Source organism: Brevibacillus formosus (assembly GCF_003013405.1).
Taxonomy (GTDB): Bacteria; Bacillota; Bacilli; order Brevibacillales; family Brevibacillaceae; genus Brevibacillus; species Brevibacillus formosus.
The window spans coordinates 118,421-139,386 of record NZ_PXZL01000033.1; the positions used below are offsets into that span (position 1 = coordinate 118,421).

22 protein-coding genes are annotated in these 20,966 nt (G+C 48.2%); 15 read left to right on the forward strand and 7 right to left on the reverse strand.

Going from position 1 to position 20,966, the window contains the following annotated elements; all coding sequences use genetic code 11:
• Nucleotides 1–5 precede the first annotated feature (5 nt).
• From C7R91_RS25275 to C7R91_RS25305, 7 genes are read left to right on the forward strand one after another with little or no spacing between them, the layout of a single operon-like run.
• Complete coding sequence (locus C7R91_RS25275) at nucleotides 6–1,604, forward strand: ABC transporter substrate-binding protein (protein ID WP_047071976.1); 1,599 nt, start codon at nucleotides 6–8, stop codon at nucleotides 1,602–1,604.
• Nucleotides 1,605–1,621: 17 nt separating this feature from the next.
• Nucleotides 1,622–2,542, forward strand: a complete 921-nt coding sequence (locus C7R91_RS25280) for an ABC transporter permease (protein WP_047071978.1) — start codon at nucleotides 1,622–1,624, stop codon at nucleotides 2,540–2,542.
• A gap of 15 nt (nucleotides 2,543–2,557) precedes the next feature.
• Nucleotides 2,558–3,412, forward strand: coding sequence for an ABC transporter permease (locus tag C7R91_RS25285; protein WP_047071980.1), 855 nt, complete (start codon nucleotides 2,558–2,560; stop codon nucleotides 3,410–3,412).
• A gap of 23 nt (nucleotides 3,413–3,435) precedes the next feature.
• Complete coding sequence (locus C7R91_RS25290; protein WP_047071982.1) at nucleotides 3,436–4,425, forward strand: ABC transporter ATP-binding protein; 990 nt, start codon at nucleotides 3,436–3,438, stop codon at nucleotides 4,423–4,425.
• A complete protein-coding gene (locus C7R91_RS25295) occupies nucleotides 4,422–5,429 on the forward strand; it encodes an ABC transporter ATP-binding protein (RefSeq protein WP_047071984.1) in 1,008 nt (335 codons plus the stop codon). The genes C7R91_RS25290 and C7R91_RS25295 overlap by 4 nt, the downstream gene beginning before the upstream one ends.
• Nucleotides 5,410–6,522, forward strand: coding sequence for an o-succinylbenzoate synthase (menC, locus tag C7R91_RS25300; RefSeq protein WP_047071986.1), 1,113 nt, complete (start codon nucleotides 5,410–5,412; stop codon nucleotides 6,520–6,522). Before C7R91_RS25295 ends, menC begins: the two co-directional genes overlap by 20 nt.
• A gap of 32 nt (nucleotides 6,523–6,554) precedes the next feature.
• Nucleotides 6,555–7,991: a serine hydrolase gene (locus C7R91_RS25305; RefSeq protein ID WP_047071988.1), complete on the forward strand. Its 1,437-nt coding sequence runs from the start codon at nucleotides 6,555–6,557 to the stop codon at nucleotides 7,989–7,991.
• A 72-nt stretch (nucleotides 7,992–8,063) separates the two neighbouring features.
• On the opposite strand, the gene C7R91_RS25310 is transcribed toward C7R91_RS25305, so the two are convergent.
• Nucleotides 8,064–8,714 (reverse strand): MFS transporter, encoded by a 651-nt coding sequence (locus C7R91_RS25310; protein ID WP_236697924.1) that lies wholly within the window; start codon nucleotides 8,712–8,714, stop codon nucleotides 8,064–8,066.
• Between the two features lie 266 nt (nucleotides 8,715–8,980).
• Nucleotides 8,981–9,715 carry a winged helix-turn-helix domain-containing protein gene (locus C7R91_RS25315; RefSeq protein ID WP_047071990.1) on the reverse strand — a complete coding sequence of 245 codons (735 nt, stop codon included), beginning with the start codon at nucleotides 9,713–9,715 and terminating at the stop codon, nucleotides 8,981–8,983.
• Nucleotides 9,716–9,879: 164 nt separating this feature from the next.
• Between C7R91_RS25315 and C7R91_RS25320 the strand changes: the two genes are divergently transcribed.
• On the forward strand, nucleotides 9,880–11,097 hold the full coding sequence (locus tag C7R91_RS25320) for an MFS transporter (protein ID WP_083995132.1): 1,218 nt from the start codon (nucleotides 9,880–9,882) through the stop codon (nucleotides 11,095–11,097).
• A gap of 139 nt (nucleotides 11,098–11,236) precedes the next feature.
• A complete protein-coding gene (locus C7R91_RS25325) occupies nucleotides 11,237–12,493 on the forward strand; it encodes an MFS transporter (RefSeq protein ID WP_047071992.1) in 1,257 nt (418 codons plus the stop codon).
• Here C7R91_RS25325 and C7R91_RS25330 read toward each other — a convergent pair.
• The gene (locus C7R91_RS25330) at nucleotides 12,470–13,249 is read right to left on the reverse strand and encodes an SDR family NAD(P)-dependent oxidoreductase (RefSeq protein WP_047072058.1); all 780 of its coding nucleotides are present in this window, start codon (nucleotides 13,247–13,249) and stop codon (nucleotides 12,470–12,472) included. The genes C7R91_RS25325 and C7R91_RS25330 overlap by 24 nt on opposite strands.
• A gap of 100 nt (nucleotides 13,250–13,349) precedes the next feature.
• Here C7R91_RS25330 and C7R91_RS25335 point away from each other — a divergent pair, with 100 nt between their 5' ends.
• A complete protein-coding gene (locus tag C7R91_RS25335; protein ID WP_047071994.1) occupies nucleotides 13,350–13,574 on the forward strand; it encodes a DUF1540 domain-containing protein in 225 nt (74 codons plus the stop codon).
• Nucleotides 13,575–13,635: 61 nt separating this feature from the next.
• On the opposite strand, the gene C7R91_RS25340 is transcribed toward C7R91_RS25335, so the two are convergent.
• Nucleotides 13,636–14,226 (reverse strand): 5' nucleotidase, NT5C type, encoded by a 591-nt coding sequence (locus C7R91_RS25340; protein WP_047071996.1) that lies wholly within the window; start codon nucleotides 14,224–14,226, stop codon nucleotides 13,636–13,638.
• A 97-nt stretch (nucleotides 14,227–14,323) separates the two neighbouring features.
• On the opposite strand from C7R91_RS25340, the gene C7R91_RS25345 reads away from it, so the two are divergent.
• Nucleotides 14,324–14,905: a YnaG family membrane protein gene (locus C7R91_RS25345; RefSeq protein ID WP_047071998.1), complete on the forward strand. Its 582-nt coding sequence runs from the start codon at nucleotides 14,324–14,326 to the stop codon at nucleotides 14,903–14,905.
• Between the two features lie 65 nt (nucleotides 14,906–14,970).
• Here C7R91_RS25345 and C7R91_RS25350 read toward each other — a convergent pair whose 3' ends face one another.
• The gene (locus C7R91_RS25350; RefSeq protein WP_083995134.1) at nucleotides 14,971–15,501 is read right to left on the reverse strand and encodes a DUF84 family protein; all 531 of its coding nucleotides are present in this window, start codon (nucleotides 15,499–15,501) and stop codon (nucleotides 14,971–14,973) included.
• Nucleotides 15,502–15,644: 143 nt separating this feature from the next.
• Here C7R91_RS25350 and dapF point away from each other — a divergent pair, with 143 nt between their 5' ends.
• Complete coding sequence (dapF, locus tag C7R91_RS25355; RefSeq protein WP_047071999.1) at nucleotides 15,645–16,505, forward strand: diaminopimelate epimerase; 861 nt, start codon at nucleotides 15,645–15,647, stop codon at nucleotides 16,503–16,505.
• 113 nt (nucleotides 16,506–16,618) lie between these two features.
• Here dapF and C7R91_RS29510 read toward each other — a convergent pair whose 3' ends face one another.
• A complete protein-coding gene (locus C7R91_RS29510; protein WP_162837761.1) occupies nucleotides 16,619–16,765 on the reverse strand; it encodes a hypothetical protein in 147 nt (48 codons plus the stop codon).
• Nucleotides 16,766–17,044: 279 nt separating this feature from the next.
• On the opposite strand from C7R91_RS29510, the gene C7R91_RS25360 reads away from it, so the two are divergent.
• Genes C7R91_RS25360 through C7R91_RS25370 form a run of 3 tightly spaced genes read left to right on the forward strand, consistent with a single transcriptional unit; the run spans nucleotide 17,045 to nucleotide 20,258 of the window.
• A complete protein-coding gene (locus C7R91_RS25360) occupies nucleotides 17,045–18,214 on the forward strand; it encodes a cysteine desulfurase family protein (protein ID WP_083995135.1) in 1,170 nt (389 codons plus the stop codon).
• A gap of 25 nt (nucleotides 18,215–18,239) precedes the next feature.
• The gene (gene thiI, locus C7R91_RS25365) at nucleotides 18,240–19,439 is read left to right on the forward strand and encodes a tRNA uracil 4-sulfurtransferase ThiI (RefSeq protein WP_047072001.1); all 1,200 of its coding nucleotides are present in this window, start codon (nucleotides 18,240–18,242) and stop codon (nucleotides 19,437–19,439) included.
• Between the two features lie 42 nt (nucleotides 19,440–19,481).
• Complete coding sequence (locus tag C7R91_RS25370) at nucleotides 19,482–20,258, forward strand: fumarylacetoacetate hydrolase family protein (protein ID WP_047072003.1); 777 nt, start codon at nucleotides 19,482–19,484, stop codon at nucleotides 20,256–20,258.
• Between the two features lie 69 nt (nucleotides 20,259–20,327).
• Here C7R91_RS25370 and C7R91_RS25375 read toward each other — a convergent pair whose 3' ends face one another.
• On the reverse strand, nucleotides 20,328–20,609 hold the full coding sequence (locus tag C7R91_RS25375; protein ID WP_015892359.1) for a hypothetical protein: 282 nt from the start codon (nucleotides 20,607–20,609) through the stop codon (nucleotides 20,328–20,330).
• Between the last annotated feature and the right edge of the window lie 357 nt (nucleotides 20,610–20,966).

Here is a 20,966-nt window from a genome sequence, read left to right on the forward strand (position 1 = left end):
TGGACATGAAGATTCACAGGTGGAAGCAAGGGGCCATAAGTGTATTAGTGGCAACGGCGTTGATTGCAGGCTGCTCCTCACAGCCGACCAATCAAGCGGGGAATGACACGTCGGCCAAAGGTAACACATTAGTCATCGCTTCCTTGACAGACCCAGACTCGCTAGATATGCACAAAACGAGCTGGCTGAGTATGGAAAACAGCTTAATATACGAGCCTCTATTGACCCGCGATGCAACAGGCAAACTCCATCCGCGTTTGGCAGAAAAGTACGAAATCTCGCCGGACGGCAAGGTTTGGACATTTACCCTTCGAAAAGATGTCCGCTATCACTCTGGCGATCCAATGACGGCAGCGTCCGTAAAAGATTCCTTTGAACGTTTGCTTGCCATTTCGCCTGTGAAGGGGCTTACAGGTCCGATTGAAAAAGTGGAAGCGACAGACGAGCACACGCTCAAGGTGCATTTTAGCCAACCATTTGCCCCTTTTGTGAACGTCATTGTCGGTGGGTTAGTCTCGCCTCTTGACGCCAAAAAGGCAAAAGAATTAGGGGATGGCTTCTCAGATAACCCGTCTGCAACGGGGCCGATCATCTTTGACAAACGCGAGCGGGGTGCTTCGCTCACCTACAAGAAAAATCCTGATTATAACTGGGGACCGGAGTATGCTGCCAACAAAGGTCCTCTGCAGATGGACAGCATTATGTTCCGGCTTATGAAAGACGACGATACGCGACTGATGGAATTCAAAAAGGGTACGGTCCATGTGTTGTATGATGCGCCGCCGAACTCGGTTGCTGAGCTTGAGACACTGCCCGGAGTCAAGATTGAGAAAGTGATGGACATTGGAAACAAGTACATCGCTTTTAACAATAAGCACCCGTTGTTTTCAGATGTTCGTCTGCGCAAAGCAGTAGCCCTCTCCGTAGATCGAGATCCAGTAGTTCAGGTAGCGTTGAACGGCTTCGGCAAGCCGGTCTATGGTCCATTGGCACCTACGATATATGGCTACAGTGAAGCGATTGAAAGCAAGGCGAAGCAGTTGTATTCGAGAGATTTAGGCAAAGCCAAGCAGTTGCTGGCGGAAGCGGGCTGGACGGACAGTAATGGGGATGGAATCGTAGATAAGGATGGAAAGCCGTTGTCTGTAGAAATGCTTGTCTCTCAAGAGCCAGCGTTTCAGCGTGCGGTGCAGATTTTGCAGAGCCAGCTAAAAGAAGCAGGTATTGATATGAAAATCAGCGTGCAAGAAATGATGACGATCAAAGACCGCATTTCGAAAAAGTCGTATGACATGGCTTTGATGTACTACGGCTGGTTTGATGCTGATATCTTGTACCTCATCTTTGAAAAGAGCAATTCAACAAGTCGTACTCAATACAACAGCCCTGAGTTGGATGTTTTACTGAACAAAGGACGTTTGGAAATGAATGAGCAGGCGCGTCTGAAGGTTTACGAAGACGCACAGGAGATATTGCTAAATGATTTGCCGTGGGTCCCTTTGTGGGTAAGCGAGACGGTAATCGCCACACGCGGCGTCAAAGGCTTTACGGTCAATCCGTACACGCAAGGCATTACCTTGCATGATGTCACGCTCGAAAAATAGACAACGGAGGTGAAGGCATGCGCCGATATGTAATAAAAAGATTACTTTCTCTGGTGGGTACACTGCTTGGCGTATCCGTCCTGATCTTCTTGATGGTCCACCTCATTCCGGGCGATCCCGCAACACAAATACTCGGACAGTTTGCGACACCAGAGGCCATCAGTCAAATGAGAGCGACGCTCGGTCTTGATCAACCACTGTGGCAGCAATACTTGCGGTTTGTCGGAAACCTGTTTGCGGGCGATTTGGGAACATCGTTATTCACTGGTGAAAAGGTATGGGATCAGATTATCAACCGTTTTCCGATCACCATGCAGCTTGCCATCCTTAGCGTAATTATTGCCGCAATATTCGGCATTTTGTTGGGCACGATTGCTGCCGTCAAGCAAAACACTATCGTCGATCGGCTTGTGGTGCTTACCTCGTTACTCGGCATTTCGGCACCCGGCTTCTGGATTGCCTTGTTTCTCATCTGGATTTTTGCTTACAAGCTGGCTTTGTTTCCGATTTCCGGTTATGAGGGGATTCACTCCCTGTTGCTGCCAGCGATTACCTTGGGTATGGCGGAAGCAGGGATGATCGCGCGAATGACCCGCTCCAGTATGCTGGAAGTCATCAAGCAGGATTACATGCGGACTGCCGAGGCGAAGGGGGCGGCGCTTTTCCGAATTATTTTGAGTCACGGTCTGCCGAACGCCATTATTCCTGTTGTTACGATGCTAGGCTTGCAGTTCGGTTCGCTCATGGCTGGAGCTGTGGTGGTGGAAACCGTGTTTTCTCTGCAAGGGATCGGCAGCCTGGCGATTGAGGCGATCAGTAAACGGGATATGCCGACCATACAGGGCATGGTGTTTTTCATGGCGTTGATTTTTGCCTTAACCAATTTGATCGTGGATCTCATTTACAGCCGGATTGATCCGCGAATCCATTTCGACTAAGGAAGGAGCGGATGGATGTTGAACAGTAATCGTCCGGAGTCGTATTGGGGAGGGATGGGCAAACGGCTGAGACGCAATAAGACAGCAATGGCGGGTGTGGTCATTCTGATCGTCTTTACACTGGGATCGCTTCTTGCTCCAGTCATTGCCCCTCATCCTGTCGAACAAATGAACTTTAACAGCCGATTAAGCGCTCCGAGTCTGACTCATCTTCTCGGAACGGATGATTTCGGCAGGGATATTTTTTCCCGTTTGTTGCACGGGGGGCGAATTTCCTTGCTGATGGGTTTGATAACGGTTGTGCTTTCTACCTTGGTAGGTGTAACGCTCGGTATTATCGCTGGCTATTATCGTCGTGCGGATCTGTTTATCATGCAGGGGATGGATATTCTCATGTCACTTCCTGCACTGCTTCTGGCGATCGCTGTCATTGCGGTCTTGGGTCCTGGGTTAACGAATGCCATGATCGCAGTAGTGATTGCCGTTATTCCGTCCTATGTGCGGGTCGTTCGCTCTGCGGTCTTATCTATAAGGGAGAAAGAGTACATTGAGGCTGTTCGCGCTCTGGGGATCAGGGACTGGCAGATTTTGCTGAAACATGTTTTACCCAATATTCTCTCCCCAATCATCGTGCTTTCCACCATTCAATTCGGTGTGAGTATTTTGGCGGCAGCGGCCTTGAGCTTTCTCGGACTGGGCGCGCAACCACCGATGCCTGAGTGGGGAGCCATGGTTTTTGTCGGCAAGGCATTCTTGAGTCAGGCCTGGTGGATGTCCATTTTTCCTGGATTGGCCATCATGCTGGTTGTCCTTGGCTTCAATCTGTTAGGTGACGGATTACGGGATGCATTTGACCCGAAAACGAGGTAATGGATGAAGGGGGGCACAAACTGATGAAAGAGGTACTTTTGGAAGTAAAGGATTTACGCTTGCAGTTTAAGACGGATAAAGGCGAGCTGCCAGCGCTGCAAGGCATTTCATTTCAACTGAAAAAAGGTGAGACGGTAGCGCTAGTAGGCGAATCTGGCTGTGGAAAAAGTGTGACGTCCCTGGCGATAATGGGACTCTTGTCCCGGGCGAATGCACAGATGGAGGGAAGCATTCGATTTCGTGATATCTTATTGAACCAGTTGAGTACGGGTGAACTTCGCAACATTCGCGGCAAAGATATCGCGATGATTTTTCAGGAGCCAATGACGTCCCTCAATCCGGTCCATACGATTGGCCGACAGCTAGAGGAAGTGTATCAGCTGCATACCGATTTATCGAAAAAGGAACGCCAAGCAAAAGCAATTGAGATGCTCAAAAAAGTGGGCGTGCCGAGGGCAGAAGATATCATGCGGGAATATCCCCATCAGCTCTCAGGGGGGATGAAGCAGCGGGTCATGATTGCGATGGCGATGGCTTGCAACCCGGATTTATTGATCGCGGACGAGCCGACGACTGCACTGGATGTGACCATTCAAGCGCAAATTTTGGAACTGATGAACGATCTGAAGGAGAACGATCATACCTCTCTGCTGCTCATTACGCATGACTTGGGTGTCGTGGCTGAAATGGCTGATCGTGTACTTGTGATGTACTACGGGGAGATCGTAGAGGAAGCTGACGTTGTCAGTCTGTTTTCGCATCCCAAGCATCCGTATACGATTGGACTTTTACGCTGCATCCCCGATCTGGATGAGGAGGAGAAGCTTCGTCTCGATCCGATTGAAGGCAGTGTTCCGCTACTGGGTGAAGTGACACAAGGGTGTGCATTCCGCTTCCGCTGCTCGCAGGCCGAGGAACGATGTTACCAAGAAAAACCGCCGCTGATGGCAACGGGCACAGGCACGCAGGCCGTTCGATGCTGGCTGTACGAGAACAAGGAGATGGCGGTATGAGTGATATCTTGTTATCGGTAAATGATTTGAAGACGTATTTTCCCATTAGCAAAGGACTGTTTCGCAATAGCGACGAAATGATTAAGGCAGTCGATGGGGTTTCTTTCCAGTTGCGAAAAGGCGAAACGCTTGGGTTGGTAGGAGAGAGCGGTTGTGGCAAGTCAACGACGGGTCGCAGCATCATGCGACTCATTGAGCCGACGGGTGGAACGATTGAATTTGAAGGGCAAAACATTTCAGAGATGTCGGCTGCACGTTTTCGTCCACTCCGCAAACGAATGCAAATCGTGTTTCAGGACCCGTATGCGTCGTTAAATCCACGGATGACCGTGCAAGGGGCTTTGGAGGAAGCGTTAGGCGTCAAAGATCCGCAGATGTCGGCGAAAGAAAGGCGCGATCAAGTAAAAGAACTGCTTCAGATGGTCGGACTGAATGCTCAATACGCTACACGCTTTCCCCATGAGTTTAGCGGAGGGCAGCGGCAGCGGATCGGTATCGCTCGCGCACTGGCGGTAGAACCTTCATTGATCGTGGCAGATGAGCCGGTTTCAGCACTTGACGTGTCCATTCAGGCGCAGATCGTCAATCTTTTGCAGGATTTGCAGCAACGTTTAGGCTTGAGCTATTTGTTTATTTCACACGATCTAGGTGTCGTCCGCCACATCAGTGACAGAATTGCTGTGATGTATCTCGGACGAATCGTCGAAATCGCCAGTAAAAAGGATTTGTTTACGCGCCCGTTACATCCGTACACAGAAGCGCTCATGTCAGCGGTTCCCAAAGCCAATCCGTTTCGGAAGAAGGAGCGAATCGTTCTTTCCGGGGATGTTCCCTCTCCGGCGAATGTTCCCGTTGGGTGTGCATTTCATACCAGATGCTCATATGCTACGGAAATTTGCCGCACAGTGCGTCCTGTCGCTACATTAGCTTCGCCGCAACATTATGTCACTTGTCATTTATATGGAACAGAAGGGATGAAGTACATTGAAAATCGAACGAATTGAATTGCAGCAACTACACATGCCACTTCGTTTCCGTTTTGAAACGAGCTTTGGATATACGACCATCAAGGAGCTCATTTTGGTCAGTGTTTATGGAGAAGGAGAGGTAGGACACGCGGAAAGTGTGGCGATGTCGGCCCCTTATTATAGTGAAGAAACGACAGAGACAGTGTGGCACATGATGGAAAAGTTTATGATACCGAAGCTGTTCACGAATGAGATCGAGACTCCGGAGGATGTGGATCGGCTGTTTGCCCCGATTCGCCGCAATAACATGGCGAAGGCCGCGTTAGAAGGCGCAATCTGGGATCTCTACAGTAAGCAAAAAGGAATCTCTCTCGCCAAAGCATTAGGAGGCGAGAAATCTGTCATCGACGTTGGGATCAGCATCGGTATCGAACCGACTGTCGATCAAGTTTTGGCAAAAGTAGAGCGCCACCTCGGTGAGGGCTACAAGAAGATCAAGGTAAAGATCAAGCCGGGCTTTGACGTAGAAGTGATTCGAGCGATCCGCGAACGCTTTGGCGAGGGTGTCCCGTTGATGGCAGATGCGAATTCCGCTTACACAATGGAGCATTTGGATGTGATGAAGGAGCTGGATCAATATGGGCTGATGATGATCGAACAGCCACTCGCCCATGACGACATTATTGATCATGCCAAGCTGCAAAGGGAGCTGTCCACACCAATCTGCCTCGATGAAAGTATTCACAATGTGGATGATGCCAGAAAAGCGATAGAGCTAGGCAGCTGCGGCATTATTAATATCAAGGTGGGGAGGGTTGGTGGACTAACAGAGTCCAAGCGCATTCACGACCTGTGTCAGGCACACGACATTCCGGTTTGGTGCGGAGGCATGATTGAGTCGGGTGTTGGCCGCGCACACAACATTGCGATTACTTCTTTGCCGAATTTTACGATCCCAGGTGATACAGCCGCCTCCAGCCGTTACTGGGAGGAAGACATCGTGGAGAATGGTGTAGAGCTGATGGCCCCCGGTCAATTGGCAGTTCCAGATAGCCCGGGCATCGGTTATACCCTGAACCAAAAGGCGATCGGCAACTATGTGATTCGCACGACAAACTTCCGGCCTTAAACCAAAGCTTAAAGAAAAAGGGGAGAAGGAACATGGCGGATTGGGTACAGTCGTTTGAGGAATACGCGCAAAAGCTGCTTGCTGAGGCAAAAGTGACAGGAACAGCTGTCGGATTGGCAGAGCAAGGAGAGCTGAGGTATTTCCATGGCTTCGGTTTGGCAGACAACACAGAGGATGCAAAAGCATTAACCCCTGATACAGTGTTTGGCATCGGTTCTGTTACCAAGTCCTTTACATGTGTGGCCATCATGCAGCTTCAAGACGCAGGTAAGCTATCCGTTCATGATCCGGTCATCAAGTATCTCCCTGAGCTTCGCACGCCTAATGAAGCTTATACTCGCGAGATTACCATCCATCATTTGATGACACATACCGCAGGTTTTCCCCCTTTGGATACATTAATGGGTGCGATGAAAAGAAGTATTGTGGAGGGTGACGACGTCAAGTCCTCTAGCTCCGGTCTTGAGTTTGATCTCGATAAAGCGGAAGAGATCAATACAAAAGAAGAATTCATGGCCTATATCGGCAAGCTGAATTATGAGTTTCTAGGTGCGCCTGGAACGGAGTTTAGCTACTCCAACGACAGTTATGCCATGCTCGGACTGATTATTGAACGAGTGAGCGGGAAATCTTACGAGCAGTTTGTGCAGGATCATATTTTGGTGCCTGCCGGAATGAAAAACAGTGCTTTTCTCGTCGAGGATTTGCCAGAGGGGGCAGAGGTAGCTACCTTGTTTACCCGAAAAAGTCCAAAGGATGGCGGTGAGGTATACCGTTCCCCTTCCTGGTGGGATTCACCATCGATGCGTGCCGCTGGTTTTCTGAAATCGACCATTCACGATCTATTGCGCTATACGGAAATATTCAGAACGGGTGGATTGGTTGGCGAGAATCGTTTGCTCTCACCTGAGAGTGTGGAGGCCATGACGGCGCCTCATTTCTCGATTGCGCCGTTTCAGGCATACGGCTACGGATTGTTTGTAGCCAATTGCCATGATGGAACACTCATTGAGCACGGAGGAGCGATCAAGGGAGTTGCGGCACAAATTTTTGTTTTACCGGAGCGGGGTCTGACAGGAGCCGTACTGATGAACACAGATGGCGGGCCAATGGCAGACTTGATGCATGGAATTTTAAACGCAACCAATGGACACTCTCCGGATACAGTGCCGTTCCAATATCCGGATTATGAAATTTCTGTAGATGCACTCGCTGCATTTACCGGGGAGTACCGTTCGTCCGAAGGGGCTACTGTATCGGTAGAAATCGAAGAGAACGAGCTGGTAGCGAAAAGTAATGGAACGAATATTCCACTTCGTTCAGTGGGAGAAGACAGCTTCGTCATGAAGCGGGGAGAAACGGATGCGTTTATCCGCTTTGTACGAGATGAGGCAGGAGTAGTCACACGGATGGGCTTCGGTGCTCGTCAGCTGATAAAGGTCCTTGCCGAAAAAGAACAAACTGTATAATATAGCAAAACGCGTACCTGCAAGAGCTCATGCTTGCGAGGTGCGCGTTCTTTCTATTTATATAGGAGAAAATTAAGTAGAAAGGGTGGCAGGAAGCTGCTGCTCCTCTACCATAGGTCGTTTCCAGTTCGGATGCTGCTCCATTTGCCGGAACGAACGGAAAAACAACAGGCAAAGGCTGATACTTGCAAATATGATACCGCCAATGAGTAATAGAAGCCCCGGTGTTGCGATATTCTTGGCGAGAAGAAAGGAGCACAGTGCATAGCTGACTGGCCCAAAGCCGATGGACATCAAGGAAAGCAATGACATGACGCGACCGAGCATGTTGGCAGGAACGATGCTTTGAATATAGGTGATAAACGGAATATTTGTCATACTGAGTGCCATTCCGATGAGAAAATGAGAGATGAGCCCAAAGGAAAGCTGCTGAATGAAATAATACGAGCTGATTCCAACTCCCATTCCTCCGAGGATAATGGGGAGTAACAGGAATTTTCCACGGAATCCTTTGAACAATCCGGTCAAAATCCCGCCGACAATCATGCCCGCACCAATAGAGGTACTGAGTGAGCTATAAGCACTCCCGTCCCATCCGAGGTCATTTACATGAATGGGAATGATCATATTAACTGGGCCGGAGAACATCATGTTGGTGAACAGTGATGTTGTTAAAATAATCGCAAGGATCGGGAGTGAATACGTAAAACGAATTCCTCCCACGATATCCTTGAAATAGGAGTGTGCCTTTGAATCTGTTGAAGGCTCTGAAGTCGTTTCGATTCAACCGATCGGCAGCCACCCCGCCCGCCAGCATAAAGAGGAGACGGGGGATCGACATACAGATCAAAGTGGTGCCGAGGATTGCTCCTGAGCCGATGGCATTCACGATATACCAGTTGAGCAGGATGAAGAAAGCTCCGTCAGCCATCGCCGAAAATAAAGTTCCGCACCATAACCGGACAAATGATCCATTTTTCCAGAGGGAGTTATTTGTCGCTAGCGTGCTCATCGCCACTGTCCCCCTTCTTTTTCTTCACCACAATCTTGCCGGTGAAATGCCTGGATTCAGACTGCTGGAGCTCATAGTTATCTGGCAAGGAATCGTCTTCTGCGACGTAGTAGCGTTCATTTGTCATGAACCCGATTGTGACCATGTAAAAGTTTTCAACCGTATCCTCAGCTTCTCCAGAAGCAATTCTTTTTAAGTAGCGATCTTCCATTTCGGCTAGCTCATCAAGTAAAGACTGATATTTTTTGATCCAAGCAAATATTTCTTTCCGCGGTGCTTTCACTTCGGAGTTAACTGCAATTGCTGGCGGTCGATCCTCCTGATCCGAAAAGAGCAAGAATGACTCGTCTGGAGAGTTATAAAGCCGAGTGATGCTGGAACGCAGGTGATTTAACATCGTTTCCTGCAATAAGATACTGTCTTCTCGTAGGGAGGGCAGCAAAGCATCACTTACCTTGAAGTCGTATGCAACAGCCCGATAAAACTTTTGCACGATCCCGTTCTTTTCTTCCGTACGCACGACCTCAACGAAGCCGTGGCTTTCCAATTCCTTCAGGTGATAGTGGACTTTAGAGGCAGAAAGGGAGAGTATTGTCGCGAGTTGCTTGCCTGTGTATGCCTCCTTGACCAGCAGCGTGATAATTTGAAGACGCAAGGAATCACTGACAGCTTTCAATTGATCCAGCGTTTCCACAACTACGTATCGTTTCAAAACGATCAACCTCATTTCGCTGAACGTGAATGTTTTGATATTTTTAGACGTTCAGATTTATTTGAACGTATTGTAAAAACAAAACGATCCGCTTCGCAAGATCAAATTGCGCTTATTTTTCGACAAATGCTACAATATTGAAAACGGTGAGAGGATGCATTCCTGTGACGATCTTACAACATCCCGTCTTTCGCCGTTTGTATACGGCTCATATTGTTCACATCATCGGAAATGAATTTACATTTATTGCGGTCGTTGGACTTTTACATGATTTAAGTGGATCGGGTCTTTCTTTTGCGGCAGGTACTGTGTTTCGCATGCTTCCTTATGTATTTGCCAGCTTTTTCGCAGGGACGCTTGTGGAGAGTTGGGATAAACGGCGGGTCATGATTGTCGTTAATTTGCTTCGTGGCATTCTCGTCAGTTTGTTTTTCTTCATCACATCTGCGACCTACTTATGGGTGGCTTTTTTGTTATTGATCCTGATCAATATTTGCAGTGCTTTTTTCCAACCAGCCATGCAAGTTGCAATCGTACAATCCGTGGAGGAAAAGGATAGGCTTGCTGCCAATTCCCTTTTGCAGGGCACGACTTCATTTCTCATTATTGTTTGCCAGGGTGTGGCAGCAGTTCTGGTTTACTTGTTCTCCTATCGTTACAACTTTTTGCTCGATGCCGCCTGTTATTTGTTGTCGCTGTTCATCTTGCTGCCGCTCCCGCATATCGCCAACTCTGTTGATTCGAAAGTGGCTGTAGCTTTTATGGAAAGGCTAAATGAGGGCTTCCGCTATATCGGCAAGCATCGGGAAATTGCAAGTGTGATCGGCTACCAGATGGCGGAACGGGTATGTGGCGCCTATTACATTATGCTGATGTACTATGTTCTTACGGAGCGGGGAGAGGGCTTGTATGTATTCGGACTACTGGATATTCCGTTGGGACTCGGAGGTGTGATCGCTGGGATTGCCGTGAACAAGCTGTCTGACAGCCTGAGTGAAAAGGGAACGTGGCGTGTACAAGGATGGGCACTCATAGCGATGGGATGCTCGATTGTCGCCGTGTTTCATGCAAAACCACTACTTGGACTGGCAATCGCGATCCTCTTTGCATCAACAGCTCAGTTTAGCTCATCGATATTGTCTGTGACGAAGCTCCAACGACTCTCTGATCCTGCTTATTTGGCTCGCGTTTTTTCCATTCGGGAAATGGCGACCATGGGAAGCTTTTCTGCGAGCTGCTTGATTCTTGGATTCAGTGCGGAGCAGGTCGGTAGTGCCACTGTCTCCGTGTGGCTTGGCTTCTTTGGGGTTGCAGCGGGACTTCTATGGCTTTGGAGCCGGCGTAAGTTACAAAAAGATCGCAGAAGCACAATGATGACGTAGAAGAGATTCCTCTGCTGATTTGGAGCAGAGGTTCTTTTCTATACAAATGAAAACTTTTTGATTTAATAAATATAATTGTTGAAAAAGTATGAATCCAAATATACAATGAATGGAAAATAGAGAAAAAGGAAGATGCAGCATGAAGGAATTATGGCGGCAGCGTTCATTTCGCTGGTATTGGCTGGGGATGTTCTTATCTAGTCTGGGGGATCAATTTGGCTGGATGGGCTTGACGTGGTTTGTCATGAAGAAAACAGGCTCACCTGCTGCGATGGGTGGGGTCGTTCTTGCGTATATGCTCCCTGCTGTTTTTGCTGGTTTAGTAGCGGGAGTTTTGCTGGATCGATTTGATCGACGCAAGCTCATCATGATGGACAATATGGCGCGAGGACTTATTTTTATAGCGTTGGTCGCATTATTGCAGGTCGATCAAATTCCATTGTTGGTGATATACGTACTGATTGTGATTGCAGGAATCCTTTCTCCGTTGAGCACAGCTGGAGCGCAGACTTTGTTGCCTAGAATTGTCTCGGACAAAAAGCAATTGGTCAAAGCGAATGGCGTGATGGAAACGCAATGGCAAATTGTTTATATGTTTGGACCGGCACTCGCGGGTGTTTTAATTGGGGTGATTGGGGAAGCTTATGTTCTGTTGATTGATGCGGCCAGCTTTTTTGTATGTGCATTCTGTTTCTCCCGGTTGCCGTTTGAGCTTACGAAAAGCGCGAATCCTACAGCGATTGCAAAAGGTCAAATGGGAGTCTTCTTTCGTTCTCTCTTGAGTGACATGCGAACAGGGTATCGCTACATATTTGGACGCAAGCAATTGATCATTCTTGTTTTCTTTACGTTTTTGTTTAACATGTCGTATGGCCCCATTGAAATTGCGCTACCCCTGTATGCGAATCAGGATTTGGCAGGAGGATCTGTTGCGTTAGGGATGCTGTGGTCTTCTTTGGCAGTCGGGGCATTACTAGGCTCTCTCTTTTTCTCGACGGTTACGTGGAAACTTCCGTTGGGGTCGACGCTAGCAGGGATTATCGTGGCGTGGGGATTAACCACATTGCCAATCGCTTTATTCTCGAGGCTGGAGATCGCGATGGCTTCGATGGTTATAGCGGGCTTTTGCTTTGCTCCCTATAACATCATGTATAGAAGCTATCTGCAAAAGCAGGTGCCCGATGCTCTTTTGGGGCGGGTATTAACCAGCGTTCGCACGATTACGGGGACAGGAATGCCAGCGGGAGCGGCTGTCTCTGGCTTCCTCATCCCCTTCCTGGGTGTTCAAGGGATCATTGGAGCCGGAGCAGCCGTATGTATCATTTTCGGTATCCTTGCATTCGGGGCATTGAAAAATTTGGACGATTCCTCATCACTTCCGATTGAGGAGAGGTGAGACGAGGTGCTTTAGCCACTGAGGCAATAGGAAGTAGATGCGGGAGAGCGCATGCAGACGAAATGGCATGGCAACCTCCGGACGTTTTGCTTCCGCTGCTCGATAAATGGCCCTTGCCGTTTGTTCTGGTGTCAATAAATACCGACTTACTTTACTACGATAGCTACCCGTTTTGTCTGCCTTATCCAAAAAGGGTGTGTCGATCGGCCCTGGCATCGCACACGTCACAGCGATTCCACTGCCTTGAAGCTCGTGGCGCAATCCTTCACTAAAGCGGATGACAGCTGCTTTGCTGGCAGCATATACCGCAGCTTTGGCTGTAGCGACCTGTCCAGCAAGTGAGGCAACCGTGATAATATGACCTTGCTTATGCTGGAGCATCATCGGCAAAAAGGCACGGGTCGTGTAGAGAACACCGGAAATATTCGTTCGCAGAGTTTCTTCCAGCTCCTCTACGCGCATTTCGATAAGTGGTTCAAAGACGGCCATCCCGGCATTGTTGTAAAGAAAATCGCAACGCTCGAAGCGGATGTGCACCCATGCAGCGAACTGCCGAATGTCTTCGTTGCTGCTGACGTCCAACGGGTAATGATGGAGTCGATCAGGATAATCTTTTTGTAACGAAACGAGTTCCTGGGTAATCGTTTTCCGGCTTGTGGCAATGACACAGTCTCCTTTTTCCAAATGAAGTCGAGTCAAAGCTAGACCAAGGCCACCAGAAGCCCCGGTGATGACGACAATACGGGGAATCGACATGTCATTCTCTTCTTTCTTTATAGAGTTTGTTTCCATTGTAAATGGCAAAGTATAAGCCCCTGAGTTGATGTGAAGGCTAGCCTCTAGGGGGTGAATGCACATGCCAGCAGTAAAATGTTCTGTAGCAAACTGTGAGTACTGGGCGAAGGGCAATCTTTGCAGCGCCGAAGAAATCATGGTGGAGATTGACGCTCACGCAACTGTGAACTTGAAAGAAGAGTTTGCAGGTGAGTACGGTCAAAATACGCAGCATAAGGATCAGGCGTCCACTTCGTCTGAGACCTGTTGTCTGACGTTTAAGCCGAGGAAATCAGAGAAGAAGTAACGATGCTTCGGCGCAAAAAGGACGTATCCCTTTAAGGTGATACGTCTTTTTGCTATTCAACCTATACGCTTGTCTTAGCTGGAAAAAGCTCGTTGACTTTTTGGGCAACTTCTTCCCAAGAAGTGACTCGATGGACGAGTGGAGGAAGAGAAGCCTGATTATAAGGAGTGTCAAACAAGAACACATGAATTTGCAGCGCTTCTGACAATTGCAAAGCGTTCTCCAGACGATCCTCCAAAAAAAGGTCCACGCCCCATTTGCGGGCAGCTGACAGCTTGTCGTGGCTCCCAATCAAATCCACTTCATGATGAGGGATATTGTAGCGAGCAAACCATTGTAAGGTCACATCGCGGTGACGATCCTCACGAGCACTTATATATACCAGCTTGTGGGAGGTAAACCAATCGCGCAAAACCTGATCGGCAATTCCATGAACAGGCGCACCATCATATAGGCGCTCCCCATTTTGATCCAGCCACATTTCAAACTCTGCGTCCGTGATTTGATACACGTTGGCTAAATTGTATTCCACACAATCTTCATATCGTAAATCTCTTCCAAAGCTCTCATTCATCAACGGAACAATACTGCTGGGTGATGTGACTGTACCGTCAATATCAATGCCAATGGTTAGGATTTTGTCTGGTTTCATTCTCTCGCCTCCCGTTTAAATTGTACAACGTAGGCAGACAATAAGGCTACTTCCTTCACTTAATTAATCCTTTACCAAAAAAGGGGCTGAGCATGCTATGTTGGATCGACACGAACGTAATGATGCGAAGCGGAAGGAAGACACCGGTTTTTCCGAGACGGTTGATCAGCACGACAGGGAGTTTGCAGCGAATACTTGGACACAGGCCGTCTTTGACGAAGAGGAAGATCGGTCGAGGCGCAGGATTCACTATGACCCCCACTCCTTGACAGAGCGCTATTCAGGCGAGCTGGATGAGGAGCGAAAGGACTTTTCGGAGCGTTTGGATGGCGTTGTTTTGACAAAAGAGGACCGTTCACCGGTTGCCGAAGTCAGAGATGACGACATCGAAGCGGCGGTGGAAATCGCCGAGCCGTTTCCGACCAATCGTCCCACACGTGAGATCGACACAGACGAGGAAACCCAGGAAAATGGGGCCAGAGGTATCGGGATGACTGGCTTGGGCTTATCGATCCTGTCCCTGTTTCTCATGCCGTACTTGGTGGCTCCAATTGGTATGGTGCTTGGCTATCTGGCGTATCGACGCAACTCGAAGACGCTGGGAGTCTGGGCGATGATCATAGGTGCTGTTGCCATTTTGGGCGCATTAGTCATCTACCCGTATTATACGGCTCGCTAAAAGCATCAAACCGCAAACCCTCTCCAGCTCGTTTTGCCGGAGAGGGTTTTTTAGTTGCGCCACTGCTATTTGTACAAGGAGGAAACAAAAGGCGTAATGGCTGCGATCACGGCGTCACAAAACACATCGGAACGACGTACGCGATTATCCGTTAAGAGGGAATAGGCGCCGCCGCGATGATTACTGCCGACGGTTTTCCCCCATTCATCTATGATCATACTGAGCTCAATTTGCTCCTGCTGAATTCGGTGAACGGCATGATTCGGGATAGGAAAAGCCAATCCCTTTCCAATAAATAGCTCACTTCCATTCCAGGCCGCGCAGATAGAAATTAAATACCACTGCTTTGTAAACTGCTCATCGTACATAAGTCCGCCTTCCAAGCCTAGCCCAATGTCTGCTTCTGGGGTTTGACTACGTGCAGCTTTTGCCCGATTGATCGCTCCTGTAATCGTTTCTTCTTCACTCATTGGCTGAGCCGCTACGCCCGAGGGGACGGATATGCAGAAAGGCTCCGTGCCAGTTGCTTTTTGAACCGCGAGACGTTTTGCTTCATTTTTCGTTCCGAGTGCATAGCGGAAAATATGATAATCCAACAGCTTGTTCCACCTCTTTCCATCAACGATGCTAGTGGTAGTATACCACCTTTTGATTCGACCGCGATTCCTTAGGTTGTGGTAAGATAATAGGCATAGAAAAGAGGCAGACCTAGCATACGAAAGAGAAAGAGGAGTGGACGATGAAATTTACGAAGCTGCATGGCTTGGGTAATGATTACGTTTACGTCAACTGTTTTGAGGAAGACTTGTCGCGTGTAGATTTACCCGAATTGGCTAGAAGGGTGAGCGATCGGAATTTTGGCATTGGGGGCGATGGACTGATCCTCATTATGCCATCTGATCGAGCAGATTTTCGCATGCGGGTCTTTAACAATGATGGCAGCGAAGCAAAAAATTGCGGAAACGGCTTGCGCTGTGTGAGCAAGTACGTATACGATCACGGTTTAACTCAGCAAACAACGTTTACCGTGGAGACGTTGGGAGGGACCGTCACTCCTGTTGTATCGCTAGGAGCAGATGGTAAGGTCGATCAAGTAACGATAGATATGGGAGAGCCTCGTTTTGAGCGAGCAGCGATTCCGATGACAGGCATTCCTGAAGAGCAAGTGCGAGAAGAGGTAATCGAGGTCGATGGAACCTCGTTTACGATGACGGCTGTTTCGATGGGCAATCCTCATGCCATCCTTTTCGTGGATGAAGTGAAGGAAGAAGATGTTCGCCACTACGGGCCAATGATCGAGTATCACGAATGGTTTCCTGAGCGAACCAACGTCGAATTTATCCAAATATTGAATCAGGAGGAAATTCTTTTCCGCGTTTGGGAGAGGGGATCAGGTGTAACGCTTGCCTGTGGGACAGGAGCTTGTGCTGCTGCTGTAGCTGCCCACTTGAGTGGAAAGACCGGTAGAAAAGTCACTGTTCACCTGGCAGGAGGAGATCTCTTTATTGAATGGAAGGAAGCGGATAACCGCGTCTATATGACGGGCCCGGCTACTGAAGTTTTTTCTGGTACGTATTTGGGGGAGATCCCATTTAAATAACAGCAAGCCAAAACCGTTCCGTCGCAATCGACAGGAGCGGTTTTTTCACAAAAAATAGCGTGGTCACGGCGAATCCTACATGCCGTCACCACGCTATCGAATTCGAATGAGCGTCACGCGTTGTACACCTCATTTAGGTATGCGACTTCCGTGCGGTCGTACTGAGGGGTATTTTTGTTCATCTTCGTAAGTTCCGCTTGCAGTCTTTTCAATTCGGCTTCCATCTTCTTGATTTCTTCTTGCATAGCTTGTGCTGTCATGGTGGTTCTCTCCTTGTTGATGTTTTTTATCTAAATTTATTGACTATTCTAACGAAAGGCCAAAGCAATGTAAATAGCCTATATTTGGATGTAAGCGCTTTATCCGTGAATAGTCTGTGAACGGCTGTTCAGATTGTCTGATTTGGTCTTTTGAGAGCAACGCACTCTGGGAAAAATAAGGTCGAGAAGTGTAATACTTTGTATGTTCTTTACGAAAAGTCATGTTATGATGAAGCGTAGTATTCGGGCATCTTGCCCTTAGGAAGGTGTGTACTGCTGGTGATTTACTTGGACAACAGTGCGACTACCCGGCCTCATCCTCAAGTGATTGAAACCGTTAGACGCGCGATGGAAAGCTACTATGGAAACCCGTCTTCTTTGCATCAAAAAGGAGTAGAGGCGGAAAATGTACTGAAGCAGGCGCGAAAGGTTGCCGCTCAGTATTTGGGCTGTAAAGAAAGTGAAGTGATTTTCACTTCAGGTGGTACGGAGAGCAATAATACGGCAATCAAGGGTGTAGCCTTTCAATATCAAAACAGAGGGAAACATATTATTACGACGCAGGTAGAGCATCCGGCTGTTTACGATGTTTGCAAGCAGTTAGAAGGCCTGGGATTTGCTGTGACGTATCTGCCGGTAGATCGTGAAGGCCGCGTATCGGTAGAAGCTGTTCAAAAGGCAATGCGTCCGGATACGATTCTCGTGTCGGTCATGCATGTGAACAACGAGCTGGGAACCGTTCAACCGATCCTGGAAATCGGACAATGGTTAAAGCAATTCCCGAAAGTCTTGTTTCACGTCGATGCTGTCCAAGGAATTGGGAAAGTTCCTTTGCGCATCAAGGATTCGGGGATAGATCTGTTGAGCGTCTCTGCGCACAAGTTTTACGGCCCTAGAGGAGTCGGCATTTTGTATAAACGAGAAGGCTTGATCATTCACCCGTTGATGATGGGTGGCGGTCAAGAAGGCGGAGTTCGCTCAGGAACGGAAAACCTCCCAGCCATCGCCGGTATGGCAAAAGCAATTCGGATTCTAGAAGAACTGGGCAGCGTCGAGATGATCAGGCTGCAAAATTTGAATCAACAGCTTCGTGAAGGGATTGCAACGATTGAAGGTTGCATTGTGAATACCCCGGAAGCGAATACGGCCCCCCATATTATGAACTTATCAGTACCAGGAGTAAAAGCGGAAGTCCTGTTGCATGCTTTGGAGGAGAAAGGCTTTCTGATATCCACTAAGTCGGCGTGCTCATCCAAAGTCAATGAGCCGAGCAGAGTACTGACTGCGATTGGCATCGAGCGGGATTGCGCGTTGTCCTCTCTGCGAATCAGTCTGGGCCGGGAAAATACAGCGGAGGACATTCAGCAGTTTTTGAAGGCGTTAGAGGAATGCGTCAGTGTGCTTCGTACTTATATCAAACAACAACCTGCCCCCGCTCATAGAAAATAGTGTGGACAACTAAAAGGAGATAAACATGAACTACGATGTTATTTTAATTCGTTATGGTGAGTTGGCGCTCAAAGGTAAAAACCGCGATCAATTCGAAGAGGCTCTTGTAAAAAGCGTGAGAAACGTACTGCGCTCATTTTTTAAAGTAAAAGTTCGACGCAATTACGGCCGGATGTATGTGGAGCTGCATGGCGAGGACGCCTATGCGGTTATGGAGCGGTTGAAGCGCGTTTTTGGCATTTCTTCCTTTAGCCCAACGATCCAGGTAGATCCTGATATTGAAACGATCAAGGAAAAAGCGCTGGAGTTGGTCCGTCAAATGGACCCTCAGCCGCGTACCTTCCGCGTGGTTTCTCGTCGCGCAGATAAACGCTATCCAATTCAATCGATGGAAGTGAACCGCATGGTGGCAACACACATCTTGCGTGCCCTTCCAGCTATCAGTGTAGATTTGCATGAGCCGGATATGGTTGTGAATGTAGAAATTCGTACGGAGGGTACGTACATTAGTTGTGAAACCATCCCGGGGCCAGGTGGTTTGCCAGTTGGGGTCAGTGGAAAAGTATTGCTGCTTCTCTCAGGCGGTATCGACAGTCCTGTAGCGGGTTGGATGATGCTGAAGCGTGGTGTGACGCTTGAAGCGATTCATTTCCACAGCTATCCGTTTACGAGCGAGCGCGCTTTGCAAAAAGTACGTGACTTGGCTCATAAGTTGACGAAATGGGGAGGAACTGTCCGTCTCCACGTCGTACCGTTTACTGAAATTCAGACCGCCATTCGTGAAAAATGTCCAGAAGACTATTTGATCACCATCATGCGTCGTTTCATGATGCGCATTTCGGAACGCGTAGCGGAAAATACCAACGCTAAGGCTCTCGCAACAGGGGAAAGCCTCGGTCAAGTCGCATCGCAAACCTTGGAAAGCATGGACACGATCAACAAGGTGATTTCGATTCCAATCTTGCGACCACTCGTCGCCATGGACAAGGTAGACATTGTGGACATTTCTCGCCAAATCGATACGTACGAGCTGTCTATTTTGCCGTATGAAGACTGCTGCACAGTGTTTACGCCGAAAAATCCTGTGACAAGACCGAAGCCTCGCCTCGCCGCAAAATTTGAGGAAGCGCTGGATGTAGAAGCGTTAGTAGCGGATGCTGTAGCGCGGACTGAAATCGAAGAGATTACAACGAAGCCAAAAGAAACGACAAACGACCTGTTCTAACTATAAGTATAGAGAAACTCGCGACACGGGGGAGAAGGAACCATGATAATCCGTTATGAGCGCAATGGTAAGGTGAAGCATGGCTGGATGGTGGAAGAGGATCACAAAGTACGCGTGATTGAAGGGGATATTTACAAAATTCATACGGCAAAACCGATCATGACGGGCCTTGAGCTGCCTCTGGATGAGGTCACGCTGAAGGCGCCAAGTGATCCAAGCAAGGTCGTATGCATCGGATTGAATTACCGAGACCATGCGGCTGAGATGGGGATTGACCTGCCAAAAGAACCGTTGATGTTTTTGAAGCCATCAACCACTGTCATTGGGCCTTGTGAGCCCATCGTCTATCCAAAGCTGACGCAGAACCTTCATTATGAAGGCGAGCTCGCCGTGGTGATTAAGAAAGAGGCTAAGAAGATCAAGGCTGCGGATGCAGATGATTATATTTTGGGATTCACTTGTGCGATTGATGTGACTGCGCGTGATTTGCAGATGAGCGATGGGCAATGGACACGGGCAAAAGGCTTTGATACGTTTTGTCCGCTTGGACCTGCTATTGCGGCCAAACTGGATTATCATAATTTGCGTATCGTGACACGAGTAAACGGGGAAGTTCGCCAGGATGCTCGCACAGACCAACTGATTTTTTCGATCCCGCAGCTGATCGAGGCTGTATCGGCGGTCATGACGCTTCGTCCTGGCGATGTTATTTTAACTGGGACTCCATCTGGTGTAGGTGAGCTTGTTCCAGGTGATGAAATTTCGGTAACCATTGAGGGGATCGGAACCTTAACGACTCATGTAGTTGCTGAAGAGTAGTCATATATTCTTTGATAAGATCGACCAAGCCCCCTGCTTGTTTGAAGTGGGGGGCTTGGTTTTTTTATTTTATTCTTCTTCGTTTGGATCATCATGAATGGGATGCGCCGATGGGTCTTGTCTAGGGAGGTCTTGATGCATCAGTCTTGTTTCGTAAGTAAAGCGAGTGGTAGTGGAATGCTGTCCGGGCTCCCAGCCTGTTGCTTTCCCTAAGCGAGCTTCGTTCGTAGCAGCTCCAAATGGCCCCTCAGGGAATTCTTCCTGAAGGATTTCATTGCGCTGTGACTCTACAGTAGATAATTCACTGTAATGATCGTTTTCGTATTCTTCATAGGTTGGTTTTGGATCCATAGTAACACCGCCGTTTATTTGTTGGATACTTCACGGGTGCGTAGCTAAAACGCCAAGCGTTTATAGTGTGAAATAAAAAGAGAATCGCTATTCGTTTTTCCTATTGACTCCGTCACTTATTTCATTTATATTTAAATTCTGCTCAAAACAATCAATGCAAATAAAAAATCATCAATTAAAAAGTGAGAAAAACACTTGACTTATATCTGGTGATTTTGTTATATTAGATCTTGTCGCTGCTGAACAAAGCAAAATGGTTTAAAAAACCTCTTGCCAAAACGGATGCGATATGATAAGATAGGAAAGTCGCCTTCGGGCGAATAACACAAAATGTTCCTTGAAAACTGAACAGCGAAA